17 protein-coding genes are annotated in these 16,681 nt (G+C 63.4%); 8 read left to right on the forward strand and 9 right to left on the reverse strand.

Annotation, left to right across the window (positions count from 1 at the left end):
- The first annotated feature begins 23 nt into the window (after positions 1 to 23).
- Positions 24 to 1,508, forward strand: a complete 1,485-nt coding sequence (gene glpK, locus CFP68_RS00440; protein ID WP_099823321.1) for a glycerol kinase GlpK — start codon at positions 24 to 26, stop codon at positions 1,506 to 1,508.
- Positions 1,509 to 1,536: 28 nt separating this feature from the next.
- On the opposite strand, the gene CFP68_RS00445 is transcribed toward glpK, so the two are convergent.
- A complete protein-coding gene (locus tag CFP68_RS00445) occupies positions 1,537 to 2,721 on the reverse strand; it encodes an FAD-binding domain-containing protein (protein WP_099823323.1) in 1,185 nt (394 codons plus the stop codon).
- Positions 2,722 to 2,865: 144 nt separating this feature from the next.
- On the opposite strand from CFP68_RS00445, the gene CFP68_RS00450 reads away from it, so the two are divergent.
- The 5 genes from CFP68_RS00450 to CFP68_RS00470 all read left to right on the forward strand — a co-directional run bounded on the left by CFP68_RS00450 (position 2,866) and on the right by CFP68_RS00470 (position 6,215).
- A complete protein-coding gene (locus CFP68_RS00450; protein WP_099823325.1) occupies positions 2,866 to 3,495 on the forward strand; it encodes an ATP-dependent Clp protease proteolytic subunit in 630 nt (209 codons plus the stop codon).
- A gap of 136 nt (positions 3,496 to 3,631) precedes the next feature.
- Positions 3,632 to 4,897, forward strand: a complete 1,266-nt coding sequence (gene clpX / locus CFP68_RS00455) for an ATP-dependent Clp protease ATP-binding subunit ClpX (protein WP_099823327.1) — start codon at positions 3,632 to 3,634, stop codon at positions 4,895 to 4,897.
- 69 nt (positions 4,898 to 4,966) lie between these two features.
- On the forward strand, positions 4,967 to 5,347 hold the full coding sequence (locus CFP68_RS00460) for a RidA family protein (protein ID WP_099823329.1): 381 nt from the start codon (positions 4,967 to 4,969) through the stop codon (positions 5,345 to 5,347).
- A gap of 68 nt (positions 5,348 to 5,415) precedes the next feature.
- A complete protein-coding gene (locus CFP68_RS00465; RefSeq protein WP_099823331.1) occupies positions 5,416 to 5,799 on the forward strand; it encodes an NADH:ubiquinone oxidoreductase subunit NDUFA12 in 384 nt (127 codons plus the stop codon).
- Entirely contained in the window at positions 5,796 to 6,215 is a 420-nt protein-coding gene (locus tag CFP68_RS00470; RefSeq protein ID WP_241523897.1) for a DUF2155 domain-containing protein, read from the forward strand. The genes CFP68_RS00465 and CFP68_RS00470 overlap by 4 nt, the downstream gene beginning before the upstream one ends.
- Here the strand turns inward: CFP68_RS00470 and aat are convergent.
- Genes aat through accB form a run of 3 tightly spaced genes read right to left on the reverse strand, consistent with a single transcriptional unit; the run spans position 6,182 to position 8,682 of the window.
- Positions 6,182 to 6,829: a leucyl/phenylalanyl-tRNA--protein transferase gene (aat, locus tag CFP68_RS00475; protein ID WP_099823333.1), complete on the reverse strand. Its 648-nt coding sequence runs from the start codon at positions 6,827 to 6,829 to the stop codon at positions 6,182 to 6,184. The two genes, CFP68_RS00470 and aat, sit on opposite strands and share 34 nt — an antisense overlap.
- Before the next feature lie 10 nt (positions 6,830 to 6,839).
- Complete coding sequence (gene accC, locus CFP68_RS00480; RefSeq protein WP_099823335.1) at positions 6,840 to 8,186, reverse strand: acetyl-CoA carboxylase biotin carboxylase subunit; 1,347 nt, start codon at positions 8,184 to 8,186, stop codon at positions 6,840 to 6,842.
- 10 nt (positions 8,187 to 8,196) lie between these two features.
- Positions 8,197 to 8,682, reverse strand: a complete 486-nt coding sequence (gene accB / locus CFP68_RS00485; protein ID WP_099823337.1) for an acetyl-CoA carboxylase biotin carboxyl carrier protein — start codon at positions 8,680 to 8,682, stop codon at positions 8,197 to 8,199.
- Between the two features lie 894 nt (positions 8,683 to 9,576).
- On the opposite strand from accB, the gene CFP68_RS00495 reads away from it, so the two are divergent.
- Complete coding sequence (locus tag CFP68_RS00495) at positions 9,577 to 10,803, forward strand: Zn-dependent hydrolase (RefSeq protein ID WP_420915806.1); 1,227 nt, start codon at positions 9,577 to 9,579, stop codon at positions 10,801 to 10,803.
- A gap of 11 nt (positions 10,804 to 10,814) precedes the next feature.
- Positions 10,815 to 11,048, forward strand: coding sequence for a hypothetical protein (locus CFP68_RS00500; protein WP_145953369.1), 234 nt, complete (start codon positions 10,815 to 10,817; stop codon positions 11,046 to 11,048).
- 125 nt (positions 11,049 to 11,173) lie between these two features.
- Here the strand turns inward: CFP68_RS00500 and CFP68_RS00505 are convergent, their stop codons facing one another.
- The 5 genes from CFP68_RS00505 to CFP68_RS00525 form a co-directional block, all read right to left on the reverse strand.
- A complete protein-coding gene (locus tag CFP68_RS00505; protein ID WP_099823345.1) occupies positions 11,174 to 11,767 on the reverse strand; it encodes a PRC-barrel domain-containing protein in 594 nt (197 codons plus the stop codon).
- Positions 11,768 to 11,904: 137 nt separating this feature from the next.
- Positions 11,905 to 13,854, reverse strand: coding sequence for an acetate--CoA ligase (gene acs, locus CFP68_RS00510; protein WP_099824129.1), 1,950 nt, complete (start codon positions 13,852 to 13,854; stop codon positions 11,905 to 11,907).
- Positions 13,855 to 13,910: 56 nt separating this feature from the next.
- On the reverse strand, positions 13,911 to 14,660 hold the full coding sequence (locus tag CFP68_RS00515) for an ABC transporter ATP-binding protein (RefSeq protein WP_099823348.1): 750 nt from the start codon (positions 14,658 to 14,660) through the stop codon (positions 13,911 to 13,913).
- Between the two features lie 42 nt (positions 14,661 to 14,702).
- Positions 14,703 to 15,461 carry an ABC transporter ATP-binding protein gene (locus CFP68_RS00520; RefSeq protein ID WP_099823350.1) on the reverse strand — a complete coding sequence of 253 codons (759 nt, stop codon included), beginning with the start codon at positions 15,459 to 15,461 and terminating at the stop codon, positions 14,703 to 14,705.
- An 11-nt stretch (positions 15,462 to 15,472) separates the two neighbouring features.
- Positions 15,473 to 16,681, reverse strand: a complete 1,209-nt coding sequence (locus CFP68_RS00525) for a branched-chain amino acid ABC transporter permease (protein ID WP_099823352.1) — start codon at positions 16,679 to 16,681, stop codon at positions 15,473 to 15,475.

Consider the following 16,681-nt stretch of genomic DNA (forward strand, 5'->3'; position numbering starts at 1 on the left):
GAAACCGGGAGGAGACAGGCGTCATGCCGCACATACTTGCCATTGATCAGGGCACGACGTCCAGCAGGGCGATCCTGTTCGACGAAAACATGAAGATCGTGGGCAGCGCGCAGGAAGAATTTCCCCAGCATTACCCCGCGTCGGGCTGGGTCGAACACGACAGTTCCGACCTGTGGTCGACCACCGCCGCCACCTGTCGCGCGGTAATCGAAAAGACCGGCGTGGACGCCGCCGACATCGCCGCCATCGGTATCACCAACCAGCGCGAGACGGTGGTGGTCTGGGAAAAGGACACCGGCAAGCCAATTCACAACGCCATCGTCTGGCAGGACCGGCGCACCTCGGAAATCTGTCAGAAGCTGAAGGCCGATGGTCACGAGGACATGGTGACGACGCGGACGGGATTGTTGCTGGACCCGTATTTCTCGGCCACCAAGCTGAAGTGGATTCTGGACGAGGTCGATGGCGCGCGCGAAAAGGCACGGCAGGGCAAGCTGTTGTTCGGCACCGTCGACACCTTCCTGATCTGGAAGCTGACCGGCGGAAAATCCCATGTGACCGACGCCACCAACGCCTGTCGCACGATGCTGTACGACATCCACAAGGGACGCTGGTCGACGTCGATCGCCAAGCTTCTGGACATCCCGATGGAGATGCTGCCCGAGGTCAAGGATTGCGCCGCCGATTTCGGCATGACCCGCGCCGATCTGTTCGGGCATGAAATCCCGATCCTCGGCGTCGCCGGCGATCAGCAGGCGGCGACGGTCGGGCAGGCCTGTTTCGAACCCGGGATGCTGAAATCGACCTATGGCACCGGCTGTTTCGCCCTGCTGAACACCGGCGATACCGCCGTGCGGTCGCAAAACCGGCTGCTGACGACCATCGCCTATCAGCTGGACGGCAAGCCGACCTATGCGCTGGAGGGGTCGATCTTCATCGCCGGGGCGGTGGTGCAATGGCTGCGCGACGGGCTGAAGATCATCCGCGACGCGAAGGAAACCCATCCCCTGGCCGAAAGCGCCGATCCGTCGCAGGGCGTGATCCTGGTGCCGGCGTTTACGGGTCTTGGTGCGCCCTATTGGAACGCCGAATGTCGCGGTGCGGTCTATGGTCTGACGCGCAATTCCGGCCCGGCCGAATTTGCCAAGGCGGCGCTGGAATCCGTCGGATATCAGACGCGCGATCTGCTCGAGGCGATGCACGACGACTGGGATGCGCCGGGCGATGCCACCCTGCGGGTCGACGGCGGGATGAGCGCCAGCAACTATGCCATGCAGTTCCTGTCCGACATCATCGGCGCGGCGGTGGACCGCCCCGAGGTTCTGGAAACGACGGCGTTGGGAGCGGCGTGGCTGGCCGGGATGCGTGCCGGGGTCTATCCCGACTGTGCGGGCTTTGCCGAAAGCTGGGCGCTGGAACGGAAGTTCGAGCCGCAGATGGACGAAGAAACCCGCGCCGAAAAATATGCCGCATGGGGCAAGGCCGTGCGCGCGACGCTGACCGTCTGAGAGGGATCAGCGCGCTGTCCGCCCCCGCTCATCGTGCGGGGCGGACAAGTGGCGCAAGGTCGGGGATGTCCTTGCGAAAGCGGAAGAATCCGCGCCGTGCATGGGGCCACAATGCCGCGTCATAGGCGCGCACCTGCGGCGCAAATCCGACGCGCCGCACCGGCCTGACGGCCGCAAGCGTATCTGCGGCCGGGCCGACCGGCGCGTGATGGTGCACGACAAGATCCAGCCGGTTCGCGTCGATCCAGCGTGTGATATCGCCGGGGTCTTGTCCGTGGCTCAGGGGCACACCTTGGGGCGCGCGCATGGCCGCGTCCTGCGCGGCACCCGCGCCGAACGCCGCGACCGGTGCCGACACCTGCAACGGCGATCGCGCGGCGGTGCAATCCAGCATGAAAACCGCGACCGGATCGCCGGGCATCGACGGCATCGGTCCCAGATCGTCGGTGGTGATCAGCAGCCCGATCCGCGTGCCCGTCTCGATGGGCGCCGAAACGGGCAGGGGCCCTGGCGCCGGCGGTTCCGGCGCATCAAGCGGTGCGGGATCCTCGACCAGGTCGCCGCGCGGGTCGAACCGGCCTTCGGTAAAGCGACGGATGTTGTCGGCGGTGGCGACATAATGCTTGCCGCGCGACTGTATCCCCGCGACCCATCGCCACCCCAGGGTGTTGGATGCCGGATCGCCGTCCAGCAGTTGACGCAGGAACAGGTCGGCGCCCAGCTCCCAAGGCAGACGCAGGGTGAAGATCCAGATCGACGCGAACCACATCCGCGCGTGGTTGTGCAGCCATCCGGTGGTGGCCAGCTGATGCGCCCAGTGATCGAAGCATGCGATGCCGGTCTGCCCCCGGCAAGCCGCGTGGAACCGGGCGCGCAGACCGTCTTGGGTCTGCACCCGGTGCAGCGCGGCGTTCAGGTTGCGCCGATAATCCGCCCAGACCGAGGGGCGCATTTCCAGCCAACCCTTCCAATAGGTCCGCCAGATCACCTCGGTCACGAACCGATCCGCCGCGTCGCGGCCGTGGGTGTCGAACACCTGCGCCAGAAGCTCGGGCTCGGTCACAAGACGGTGACGCAGCCACGGCGACAGGGCCGACGTGGCGGGCGGATCGGCGTCGTAATTGCGCCGCGCGCCATAATGCGCCGCCGCCCGGGGCAGAAAACGGGCCATCCGGTCAAGACCGGCGGCGCGGGTGGGGGTGAAATCGTTCATCCCGTGCAGGTAAGCCGCGCGCCAAGGCGATCAACTGTCGCGGCGTTCGTGCCCTCGCGCCCTTGCAGCCCGGAGAGCGCAACACTAAGACTCCGGTAAGCAAATCCAAGTTATTCCACGTCCATCCCAAGGCAGGCAGGCACAATGCAAGATCCGGTAAACTATTTCACCAATAACCTCGTGCCCATGGTGGTCGAACAGACCTCGCGCGGGGAACGGGCCTATGACATCTTTTCGCGCCTGCTCAAGGAACGCATCATCTTCGTCAACGGCCCCGTCCACGACGGGATGAGCCAGCTGATCGTCGCACAGCTTCTGCATCTTGAGGCCGAGAACCCGACCAAGGACATCAGCATGTACATCAACAGCCCCGGGGGTGTCGTGACCTCGGGCCTGTCGATCTATGACACCATGCAATACATCAAGCCGAAGGTGTCGACGCTGGTCGTCGGACAGGCGGCGTCGATGGGGTCGGTCCTGTCTGTGGCCGGCGAAAAGGGCATGCGCTTTGCGTTGCCCAACGCGCGGATCATGGTTCACCAGCCGTCGGGGGGATACCAGGGCCAGGCGACCGATATCATGATCCACGCCGCCGAAACCCAGAAGATCAAGGACCAGCTGAACCGGATCTACGTCAAGCATACCGGTCAGACCCTGAAGGCGGTTGAAAAAGCGCTTGAGCGTGACAATTTCATGTCTCCGGAAGAGGCGAAGGAATGGGGTCACATCGACGAGATCGTCGAGAACCGGGTGCGTCCCGACGCCGAAACCTGAGCAAACGACCGACCCCGCCACACCGGCATTTTGACGTTGTGCCTGAAAATCGTCTGCCCTAGGCTTGTGCCGAAGGGCGGACAGGTCGGAGCGAACCGACCGGAAACACGACGACCCCCGGCCCAGAGGAAAATCGATGGCGAACAATTCCAGCGACGGCAAGAACACCCTCTACTGCTCGTTCTGTGGCAAGAGCCAGCACGAGGTCCGCAAGCTGATTGCAGGTCCGACCGTGTTCATCTGTGATGAATGCGTCGAATTGTGCATGGACATCATCCGCGAGGAAACCAAGACCGCCGGTCTGAAATCGTCCGACGGTGTGCCAAACCCGCGCGACATCTGCGAGGTGCTGGACGATTACGTGATCGGCCAGATGCATGCCAAGCGGGTTCTTTCGGTGGCGGTGCACAACCACTACAAGCGCCTGAACAATGCCGGGAAATCCGACATCGAACTTGCGAAATCCAACATCATGCTGATCGGGCCAACGGGCTGTGGCAAGACCCTGCTGGCGCAGACGCTGGCACGGATCCTGGATGTGCCGTTCACCATGGCCGATGCGACCACCCTGACCGAAGCGGGCTATGTCGGCGAGGATGTCGAGAACATCATCCTCAAGCTGTTGCAGGCGTCGGAATACAACGTCGAACGCGCGCAACGCGGCATCGTCTATATCGACGAGGTCGACAAGATCACGCGCAAGTCCGACAATCCCAGCATCACCCGCGACGTCTCGGGCGAGGGGGTGCAGCAGGCGTTGCTGAAGATCATGGAAGGCACCGTGGCGTCGGTGCCGCCGCAGGGGGGGCGCAAGCACCCGCAGCAGGAATTCCTTCAGGTCGACACCACCAACATCCTGTTCATCTGTGGCGGTGCGTTCGCCGGTCTGGACAAGATCATCGCGGCGCGCGGCAAGGGGCAGGGCATCGGTTTCGGCGCCGACGTCAAGGACAACGACAGCCGCGGCATCGGCGAGGTATTCACGGAACTCGAACCCGAGGATCTGTTGAAATTCGGCCTGATCCCCGAATTCGTCGGCCGCCTTCCCGTGATCGCGACGCTGACCGATCTGGATGAGGAAGCGTTGGTCACGATCCTGACCAAGCCGAAGAACGCGCTGGTCAAGCAATACCAGCGCCTGTTCGAGCTTGAGAACACGACGCTGACCTTCACCGAGGACGCGCTTCAGGCCATCGCCAAGCGTGCCATCGCCCGCAAGACCGGTGCGCGTGGTCTGCGGTCGATCATGGAGGATATCCTGCTGGACACGATGTTCGAACTGCCCGGCATGGACAGCGTCGAAGAAGTGGTCGTGAACGAGGAAGCGGTCACATCCGATGCAAGTCCGCTGATGATCCACTCGGACAGCAAGAAGAAATCGGCCCCCGCCACTGCGGGCTGAGCTGATGGGCCATCCGTCATGCCATCAGGGGTCGCCATTCGGCGGCCCCTTTGCGTAGGGAGCCACGATATGCGGAAGAAGTTTTCCACCGGATCACCGTTCGAGGAGCGGATCGGCTTTTCGCGCGCCGTGGCGGTCGACGGCTGGATCTTCGTGGCGGGCACGACGGGGTATGATTATGCCACCATGACGATGCCCGAAGATGTGGTGGCGCAATGCGACAACACGTTGGCCACCATTGCGCGGGCGTTGGAGGATGCCGGCGCGTCGATGGATGATGTGGTGCGCGTGCGCTACATCCTGACCGATCCGGCCGACTGGCCGCCCTGCTGGCCCGCGGTTTCGGCGGCATTCGCCAACGCGCGACCGGCGGCGACGATGATCGTGGCGGCACTGCAGGAACCCGAAATGAAGATCGAGATAGAAGTGACCGCGCGCCGCAGCGCGTGATGTGCACTAGCCACTGGACCATGGCGCCCGCATCGTTCATATCAGGGGCAAGCAATCCGGAGGCATCCATGGGCATTCTTTCCAAAGTCCTGCGCGTTTTCACCTGGTGGAACGGGCAAACCCTGAACACCCAACTCTGGACGTGGCGCAAGGGCACGAAGGTGGGTGAAGATGCGGCCGGCAACATCTTCTATCAGAACGCCGACAAGTCCCGGCGCTGGGTAATCTACAACGGCGAATCCGAGGCAAGCCGCGTCAGCCCCGAATGGCACGGCTGGTTGCATCACACTTGGGATTCTCCGCCGACCGAAACGCCGGTCGCCCGCAAGCCTTGGGAAAAGCCCCATATCCCCAACATGACGGGCACCGATCTGGCCTATGCCCCGGCGGGATCCTTGCGGCGTTCGGACACCAAGCCCCGCTCGGATTACGAGGCTTGGTCGCCGGAGTGAAAGCCGTTTCCATTGCTGCGTGCCGCGACGGGGTCAGGCGTGGTCTGGCCTGGTCCGCCGCCATCCTGCTGATGGCCGCGGCGCAGGTCGCGGCGCAGACCACCGAAACCAGCCGGGTCGAGGTCGGGCAGGCGCGCGGCGCCATCCTGCGCGGGCTCGACAAGGTGTCGGGCGTGGTCAGCCAGATCGACATCGCCGTGGGCGAAACGCTGGCGCTGGGGCATGTCCAGATCACGTTGGGGGAATGCCGCTATCCGGTCAACAACCCCGCGGGCGACGCGTTCGCCTGGATCGTGATCCGCGAAGCGGGGGTCGATCTGCCTCTGTTCCAAGGCTGGATGATCGCCTCGAGCCCGGCCTTGAACGCCCTCGAACATCCCCGCTATGACGTCTGGGTCATCCGCTGCAAGACCTGAGCGGGCGATGGCGGAGTCGGACCAGCCGCATCGAAATCCGCACCTTGCGACAGTGCCGCCCGCAACAGGCGATGAAACCGCGCGCGGCTGATTTCTCGCGCGCCGAGGCTTTCCAGATGCGGCGTAAGGAACTGGGTGTCGAACAATCGATATCGGCCCTGGCGCAACCGGTCGATCAGGTAAACCAGCGCGACCTTTGACGCATCGGGCCGCCGCGAGAACATCGATTCGCCAAAAAACGCCGCGCCGATCGAGACACCGTAAACGCCGCCCACCAGCTCGGCGCCCTCGCGCAGCTCGATCGAATGGGCAAAGCCCGCCCGGTGGAGCGCGCCATAGGTCCGCATGATGGCCGTGTTGATCCAGGTTTCATCGCGCGCGGCGCAGCCGGCAACGACGCCCGCGAAATCCTGGTCAAAGGTGATCCGAAACGGATCCTGCCGCACCCGCCGCTTCAGCGAGCGGGACAGGTGAAATTCGTTCAGCGGGAAAATGCCGCGAAACAGCGGGTCGATCCAGTGGATTTCGGCACTGTCGCGGCTGTCGGCCATCGGAAACACGCCGCTGGCGTAGGCCTGCAAGACCAGCTCCGGCGTCAAGGGCGGTGCGTGCATCGACACCGGGTCAGCCCATGTTGGTTTCAAGCCAGTGTTCGAGCCAGTGAATGTTGTAGCCACCGGTTTTCACCGCCTCTTCCTGAAGCAACGCGATGAACAGTGGCACCGTGGTGTCGACGCCGTCGACGATCAACTCGCCCAGGGCGCGCGACAGGCGCGCGATCGCCTCGGGCCGGTCGCGGCCATGGACGATCAGCTTGCCGATCAGAGAGTCGTAATAGGGCGGAATCCGGTATCCGTCATACAACGCCGAATCGACCCGGACCCCCAGACCGCCGGGCGCATGGTATTGCGTGATCCGTCCCGGTGACGGCGAAAAGCTGGGCAGTTTTTCGGCATTGATCCGCACCTCGATGGCGTGACCGGTCAATTTCAGATTGTCCTGGCTGAGTTCCATCGGCAGGCCGGCGGCGACACGGATCTGTTCGCGCACCAGATCGACGCCGAACACCGCTTCTGTGACCGGGTGTTCAACCTGAAGGCGCGTGTTCATCTCGATGAAATAGAACTCATCGTTTTCATACAGAAACTCGATGGTGCCCGCACCGGAATAGCCGATGGCGGCGACGGCGTCGGCGCAGGTCTTGCCGATGCGCGCGCGCTGTTCGGCGCTGATGGCGGGGCCGGGCGCTTCTTCCAGAACCTTCTGATGGCGGCGTTGCAGCGAACAGTCGCGCTCGCCCAAATGCACGGCGCGGCCCTTGCCGTCGCCGAACACCTGAATTTCGATGTGGCGCGGCGTGGCGAGGTATTTTTCCAGATAGACTTCGTCGTTGCCGAACGCGGCCTTGGATTCCGATCGCGCCGTCTTGAACGCGCTTTCCAGATCCTTTTCGGTCTTGGCCAGCTTCATGCCACGACCGCCACCGCCGGCGGTGGCCTTGACGATCACCGGGAACCCGATGGCCTTGGCGACCTTGTGCGCCTCTTCCAACGTGGGAACACCGCCGTCCGAGCCGGGCACACAGGGCACGCCGAGGTTGCGCATGGTTTCCTTGGCGGTGATCTTGTCGCCCATGATGCGGATGTGTTCGGCCGATGGGCCGATGAACGTCAGCTGGTGATCTTCGACGATCTGGACGAAATTCGCGTTTTCCGACAGGAAACCGTATCCGGGGTGAATCGCCTGCGCGCCCGTGATCTCGCACGCCGAAATGATGGCGGGCACCGAAAGATAGCTATGCGCGCTGGACGGCGGGCCGATGCAGACCGATTCGTCGGCCATGCGCACATGCATGGCGTCGGCATCGGCGGTCGAGTGGACGGCGACCGATCCGATGCCCATCTCGCGGCAGGCCCGAATCACGCGCAGGGCGATCTCGCCCCGGTTGGCGATCAGAATTTTCTCGAACATGGGGCCTGTCCTATTCGACGATCATCAGGAGTGCACCATATTCCACCGGCGCGCCGTCCTCGATAAGGATGCGCTTGACCGTGCCGGCCTTCGGTGCGGGAATGTGGTTCATCGTCTTCATCGCCTCGACGATCAGCAGGGTCTGACCTTCGGTCACGCTGTCGCCGACCTTGACGAAGGGGGCGCTGTCGGGTTCGGGCGAAAGATAGACCGTTCCCACCATGGGCGAGCCGACCGCGCCCGGATGGCTTGCCGGATCGTCGTTCACTGGCGCCGGCGCGGGGGCCGCGGCCGATGCCGGAACGGGCGCGGATGCCTGTGCCGGGGCCGGCATGGCGGCATAGACGGGCGCGCCGCCGCGTCGCACGCGGACATCAAGACTGTCATCTTCGGCATATTCGCGCTTTACCCGCAGTTCGGTCAGGTCGTTTTCGCGCAGCAATTCCGCCAGCGCCTGAATGAAGGCCACGTCGGATTTGTGGGTTTCGTCTGTCATGCTCTGTGCATCCCTTGATACGCCGCCCGTCTTGCGCGGGGGTCCAGCCGGTTTGCCCCGGTATACGTCACACGACAAAGGGATAAAAGGCGTAATGGCGCGACGGTTTCCGGACCACCCGGAATGGTGCGCGCGGGATGAACCACCGCCGCCTTGTGCCGGGAGGTCTTCACGACATGGTGTGCGCAGCAAGCGCTCGGGCGTTCAGCTTATCATGTCCAGTTGGTGCTTCGGCCTCGCAGCCGGGTCGAAGTTCTGCGTGTCTCTATATATCGCATGGACGGTTGTGGTCGTATCACCTTCTGCCCGTTCGATGCCGGCGGCATTGCCGGATGTCGGCGCGGGGCCGTCCTGCGCGGGGGGCGTGCGGCGTTCCATCACGTCGATGCGCAACCTCTCCAGCGGCGTTGTCTGGAATGTCGGACGCGGACCGGTTGGTGCCAGGGGGTTTTCGGCATGTGCGGGCGTTCGTGCGGCCAATATGACGCCCCGTTCGGCCCCCGTTGCGGCGGTGACCGGCCGGGCGGTCACGGTTTCCGATCCGGCGGCGGGCGTCAGGCCGCGGTTTTTCTGAACACTGCGCAACGCCGCCTGAATATCGCGCCATCCCGCTGTATCCGCCGAAGAAACGCCGCTTGTCGCAACCGGTGTGATCGTCTGCATCTCGTTCCTCCGTCCGTTTCGCGTGACTTGAATATCCTTCCTCAAGGATAGGGTGCGAATCTTGCCAAGGTGTTAACGCCTGCCGCCTGCGGCATGGGCGGGCGTTCTTGACTGCCGATCCCCCTCTGTTAGCTTGGCCCGATCCGGTCGGGCAGATTTCGAAACCGGCCCGGCCCGTCAAGGAGAACACGCAGAATGTCAGCGTCACGGCCATCGCCCGGTGCAAACCTCATGATCGATGGATCCCGCCTGTGGGACAGCCTGATGGAAATGGCCAAGATCGGCCCCGGTGTGGCAGGCGGCAACAACCGTCAGACCCTGACCGACGAGGATGCACAAGGCCGGGCGCTGTTTCGCACCTGGTGCGAGGCCGCGGGCCTGACCATGGGGCTGGACACCATGGGCACCATGTTTGCCCGGCGTGAGGGGACGGACCCCGACGCCTTGCCGGTCTATGTCGGCAGCCACCTCGACACCCAGCCGACGGGCGGCAAATACGATGGCGTGCTGGGCGTTCTCGGCGGGCTTGAGGTGATCCGCACCCTGAACGACATGGACATCCGCACCAAGCACCCCATCGTCGTGACCAATTTCGCCAACGAGGAAGGCGCGCGGTTCGCCCCGGCCATGCTGGCGTCGGGCGTCTTTGCCGGTCTGCACGACAAGGATTGGGCCTATGCGCGCCGCGATGCCGACGGTCTGACCTATGGTGATGAACTGGCCCGTATCGGCTGGGCGGGTGACGAGGTGACGGGCGCGCGCAAGATGCATGCCTATTTCGAACTGCACATCGAACAGGGGCCGATCCTTGAAACCGAAGGCCGCGACATCGGTGTCGTGACCGGCGTTCAGGGGCTGGCCTGGATCGAGGTCACGATTACCGGCAAGGAAAGCCATACCGGCCCGACCCCGATGGCCATGCGACGCAATGCCGGACTGGCCATGGCGCGGATCATCGATCTGGTGGATGAAGTCGCCTGGATCCACGCCCCCGACGCCAGCGGCGCGGTGGGGGCCATGGCGATTTCGCCCAATTCGCGCAACGTGATACCGGGGCGGGCCGTGTTCACGATCGACCTGCGCTCGCCCGACCTGACCACGCTGAGCGATATGGAGCGTCAGGTGCAGGAAGGTGCCGGGGCGATCTGTCGCGACATGGGGCTGGAGGTCAGCTTTGAAAAGATCGGCGGGTTCGATCCGGTCACCTTCGATGCCGACTGCGTGGCGGCCGTGCGCCGTGCCGCCGAACGGCTGGAGTTGAGCCATATGGACCTGATCTCGGGCGCCGGTCACGATGCGGCCTGGATCAACCGCGTCGCTCCGGCGGCCATGATCATGTGCCCTTGCGTCGATGGGCTGAGTCATAACGAAGCCGAGGAAATCACCCCCGAATGGGCCGCGGCGGGGACGAATGTTCTGTTTCACGCCGTGGTCGAGACAGCTCAGATTCAGGAATAAGGAGGGCCAGTATGGCTTTGAAAAGAATGGTTTTTGTGATGGCGGGCCTTGCTTTGGCGGGATGCGTTCAGACCACCAGCGGGCCGTCGGCCGCAGCGATCGCGGCCTTGCCGCCGGGGGTTGATCCGTCCTTCCTGATCAAGGATGGGAACGGATGCTATGGTATCGGCATCGAGGCGACCGAACCGCAGACCGGCGTCGCCCTTGTGGATGCGACGGGTCAGCAGGTCTGCGATCCGCAGTAAGGCTCAAGGACGATCCTTGCCGACAAGCCGTCGTCCGCTCTCGCCGATATGAATGAAAAAGGCCGCAACATCGTGGGATGTTGCGGCCTCGATCGCTTGCTTCTGTGCGTTGAACGTTCGAGAGGTCAGCGGGCGACGACCTCACGCAGTGTCATGTTGGGGTTTTCCAGAACGGTCACTGTCGCATCATCGTATTGCGGCATGTTTTCCAGATCTTCCTGGGTGTATCCTTCGACGATGAAATTGTCGTTTTCCCGGTCATAGGCGAGGCGCGACATGTCCAGCGCAACGTCGTGTTCGCCCAACCCCAGGAATCCGCCGATCCCCGCAAGCGCAACGAGATTGCCGTTCTGCAGGGCAAAATTCTCGATCTCTCCCACGTCCTCGCCGGTGGCGGTGACAAGGTTGGCGCCGACAAGGTCGCTCATCCGGGCATCCGCGATCTCGCTCCATTCGTTGTCGATCCGATCTGCCAGGTTGCCGGCCGCGATGGCGGCGTCATCGGCCAGTTCAGCGGTCGCATCGGCGGTGGAATCGGCCGCGTTTTCCAAGGCTTGGCCGGTGGTTTCCGCTGCATCCTCGATCGCGGTGCCGGCGTCCTGCATGGTGGTCGCGTCGGGGTCTTCGACCGTGGTGGTGTGGGTGTCCGCAAAGGCGGGCGCAGCGGCAAGGGCCAGCGAGGCGGTTGCCGCGAGAAGGGCGTGTCTGGTGTCGAACATGGTGTTCTCCTTCGCAAGGTGGCGTTTGGAGATACAAGCCCGAACGCGACCCCTGGTTCCGTCGCATCGTCGCGCGGCGCACAGAGTCGCGGTGGTGTCGTGCGGGCCCGACCGCGTGGGGGCGGGCCCGGTGCGTTTCAGTCGCGGTTCATCCGATTGGCGATCAGGTCGTCCACCACATCGGGATCGGCAAGGGTCGACGTGTCGCCAAGGGTGGTGTGATCGTTTTCGGCAATCTTGCGCAGGATCCGGCGCATGATCTTGCCCGACCGGGTCTTGGGCAGACCCGGCGCCCATTGGATCAGATCCGGCTTGGCGATCGGCCCGATTTCCGAGCGCACGAACGCTTCCAGCGTCTTGCGCAACTCGTCGGACGGTTCGACGCCGTTCATCAACGTCACGTAGGCATAGATGCCCTGACCCTTGAGCTTGTGGGGGTATCCGACCACCGCCGCCTCGGCCACGGTTTCGTGGGCCACCAGGGCCGATTCGACCTCGGCCGTTCCCATGCGGTGACCGCTGACGTTGATTACGTCATCCACCCGCCCGGTGATCCAGTAATACCCGTCGGCGTCGCGCTTGCAGCCGTCGCCGGTGAAGTAATAGCCCTTGTAGTCCGAGAAATAGGTCTTCTCGAACCGGACGTGATCGCCATAGACGGTGCGCATCTGGCCCGGCCAGCTGTTCTTGATGCACAGCACGCCCTCGGCCGGATTTTCGTCGATCTCCTTGCCGCTGGTCGGATCCAGGATGACCGGTTCGATGCCGAAGAAGGGCAGGGTGGCCGACCCCGGTTTCGTGGCGATGGCGCCGGGCAGCGGTGTCATCATGTGGCCCCCTGTTTCGGTCTGCCACCAGGTGTCGACGATGGGGCATTTGCCCTTGCCGACCACTTCGTTGTACCAGTTCCAGGCCTCGGGATTGATCGGCTCGCCCACCGTGCCCAGCAGCTTCAGCGCCGACAGGTCGTATTTCTCGACCGGCTCCTTTCCCTTGCCCATCAGCGCGCGGATCGCGGTGGGCGCGGTATAGAACTGGTTGACCTTGTGCTTTTCGCACACCGCCCAGAAACGCCCGGCGTCGGGCCAGGTCGGCACGCCCTCGAACATCAGTGTCGTCGCGCCGTTCGCCAGCGGGCCATAGATGATATAGGAATGGCCAGTCACCCAGCCGACATCGGCGGTGCACCAGAACACGTCGCCGTCGTGATAGTCGAACGTGTATTGGTGGGTCATGGCCGCATAGACCAGATAGCCGCCGGTGGTATGCACAACGCCCTTGGGTTGCCCGGTCGAGCCCGAGGTATAGAGGATGAACAGCGGATCCTCGGCCATCATCTCTTCCGGGGGGCAATCGTCCGACACGCCTTCCTGCATCTCGTGCAGCCAGTAATCGCATTCGGGGCGCCAGGCGATCTGTTGGCCGGTACGCCGGACCACCAGGCATTTCACGTCGTTCAGATCGTGGCGCAACGCCTTGTTCACGTTGTCCTTGAGGTTGGTCGCACGACCGCCGCGCGGCGCGCCATCGGCGGTGATGACCACGCGGGCGTCGCAGGCGTTGATCCGTGCCCCCAGCGCCTCGGCCGAGAAACCGGCGAAAACGATTGAGTGGATCGCGCCGATCCGCGCACAGGCCAGCATGGCATAGGCGGCCTCGGGGATCATCGGCATGTACAGCACGACCCGGTCGCCGCGCTTGACGCCCAGTTCCTTGAGGACATTCGCAAACCGGCAGACGTTGGTGTGCAGCTCGCGATAGGTGATGTGCAGCGCGTCGTCTTCGGGGTCGTCCGGCTCCCAGATGATCGCGGTCTGTTCGGCGCGATCCTTCAGGTGACGGTCGATGCAGTTGGCGGCGACGTTCAGGGTGCCGTCCTCGAACCACTTGATCGCGATGTTGCCGGGGTCGAACGACACCGATTTGACCGTCGTGAACGGTTTCATCCAATCCACACGCTTGCCATGCTCGGCCCAGAACGCATCGGGACCCTTGATCGACTCGGCATACATGCGATCATAGGTTGCGCGGTCCGCGTGGGAGCCGGCGGCAAAGGCGTCACTTGGCGGATAGGTCGTGTCGGTCATGGTGTTCTCCCGTTCGGTCGGTGAATCGGCGCGCAGGCACGGCATCCGATTCGCCCTCAGATGGCCAGATATTCGGCCCTCAGCTTCTCGTCGTCCAGCACCTCTTGGGCGGATCCGTCATAGACCACCGATCCGGTATCCAGGATCACCGCCCGGTCGGCCAGTTTCAGCGCAGCGACCGCGTTCTGTTCGACGATCACCGTGGTGATGCCCTGATCGCGGATGATGTTCAGCGTCTTGGCGATCTCCTGAACGATGACGGGGGCCAGCCCCTCATAGGGTTCGTCCAGCAGCAATACCTTGATATCGCGGCACAAGGCGCGGGCGATGGCCAGCATCTGCTGCTCACCCCCCGACAGGGTCACGCCTTCCTGCTTGCGCCGCTCGCGCAGGCGCGGGAACAGGTCATAGACCCGTTCGATCGACCAGCCGATGGGCGGCGCGATCTGGGCCAGCTTCAGGTTTTCCTCGACGGTCAATCCGGCGATGATGCACCGGTCCTCGGGCACCAGGGCGATGCCCGCGGCGGCGGCCTGGTGCGATTTCATCTTGTGCAGCGGTTGATGGTCCAGCCAAATTTCGCCGTGCCGCAGTTCGGGGTTGGCCATGCGGGCGATGGTGCGCAGGGTCGTCGTCTTGCCCGCGCCGTTGCGCCCCAGAAGCGCCAGGATCTCGCCCTCGTGGACATTGAAGCTGATGTTCTGGACGATATAGCTTTCGCCGTAATACGCCTCGATATTCCAGACGGAAAGAAATTTGGCGGCGGTGGCGGCGTTGTTGACGTTCTTGTCGAAGGCGGCGTTCATGTTCGATCCTCGTTCCTGTCGCGCGCGGGGTGCCCCCTGCGCTCAGACCTGTGCTTCGCCCAGATAGGCTTCGCGGACTTTCGGGTGACCCTTGATGTTGTCGGGCGAATCCTCGACCAGGGGGGTGCCCTGGGCCAGAACCGTGATCCGTTCCGCCAGCGAGAACACGACGTGCATGTCGTGTTCGATGATGCACATGGTGATGTCGCGCTTGTGCTTGATCTCTTTCAGCAGATCGATGGTATTGTTGGTGTCGGCGCGCGCCATGCCCGCCGTCGGTTCGTCCAGCAACAACAGCTTGGGCTGTTGCGACAGGCACATCGCCATTTCCAGACGCCGCTTGTCGCCGCGCGACAGCGATGCGGCGTGGGCGTCGCGCTTGTCCAGCATGTTCACGTCGGCCAGCATCATTTCGGTTCTTTCGACGATGTCGCGGTCCGACAGAACGCGGCGCAGCGCGTGCAGGGCGAAGGCGCCGTCACGCTTGGCGAAGATCGGGATCATGACGTTTTCGAACACCGTCAGGTCGCCAAAGATCTCGGGCGTCTGAAACACCCGTGAAATCCCCATCTGGTTGATCTCGTGGGGTTTGCGGCCCAGCACCGATTGGCCGTCGAACATGACGCTGCCGGTGTCGGGGATCAGCTTGCCGATCAGGCAGTTCAGCAACGTCGATTTGCCCGCACCGTTCGGCCCGATGATCGCATGAACGGTGTTTTCCGCCACGCTGAGGTTCACGTTGTCCAGCGCCTTGAGTCCGCCGAACCGCTTGCCCACGTTCTTGATTTCGAGAAGTCCCATGGTTCTGCTCCTCATTCCGCGGGTTGCTTGCGGGCGGCTTCGCCCTCGGGACCGGGGGCATTCGCGCCCCTGCGCCGGAACAGTCGACCGATTTTCTGTCCGCCCTGCACAAGGCCGCCGGGCAGGAAGATCACAACGGCCATGAACATCAGGCCCAGCGTCAGATGCCAGCCCTTGCCGACGAACGGATGCACGATGGTGATCAGGAAATCCTCCATCCCGTCGGGCAGGGCCGCGAACCATGTGTGCAGCACGTTGTCGTTGATCTTGCTGAAGATATTCTCGAAATACTTGATGAAACCGGCACCCAGGACCGGCCCGATCAGGGTGCCCGCGCCGCCGAGAATGGTCATCAGAACGACCTCGCCCGAGGCGGTCCACTGCATCCGCTCGGCGCCGGCCAGGGGGTCCATCGCCGCCAGCAGACCGCCGGCCAGCCCGGCATACATGCCCGAGATCACGAAGGCCGCCAGGGTATAGGGGCGCGAGTTCAGACCGGTATAGTTCATCCGCTGCTGGTTGGACTTCACCGCCCGCAGCATCATGCCGAAGGGCGAGCGGAAGATCCGCACCGAAATATAGAACGACACCAGCAATATCAGCGCGCACAGGTAATAACCGACATTGAAATCGAACGACCAGCCGCCCAGCTTCAGCGTTTCGGTCGCGCGCATCTCGAGCCCGAAGATATGCGTGACGTCCGGTCCCGACCCCTTGAGGTATTGCGGATCCGAGCCATAGACCTGCAATCCGGTTTCGCCGTTGGTCAGGTTGAACTTGGGGTTCGACAGGACCGAATACGCGAGGTTGAACGACATCTGCGCGAAGGCCAGTGTCAGGATCGAGAAATAGATCCCCGAGCGGCGCAGCGAGATATAGCCGATCACCACTGAAAACAGTCCCGCCACGACAATCGACAGCGCGATGGCCGGAATGACGTTGAACGACAGCAGCTTGAACATCCAGACCGCCGAATAACTGCCGATCCCCAGGAACGCGGCGTGTCCGAAGGACAGGTAACCGGTCAGCCCGAACAGGATGTTGAACCCGATGGCGAAGATTCCGTAGATCACGAACCGCTGCATCAGGTCGGGATAACCCGCGTTGAACTGCGCCAGCGACGAATTGGTGGGAAAGGGGTTCAGGATGAAGGGGGCGGCCATGGTCAGCACGGCCACGACGATCAGGATCGTGGTGTCTTTCTTGTTCAGTCCAAGCAT

The sequence above is a fragment of the Oceaniglobus indicus genome (genome assembly GCF_002751875.1).
Classification (GTDB): Bacteria; Pseudomonadota; Alphaproteobacteria; order Rhodobacterales; family Rhodobacteraceae; genus Oceaniglobus; species Oceaniglobus indicus.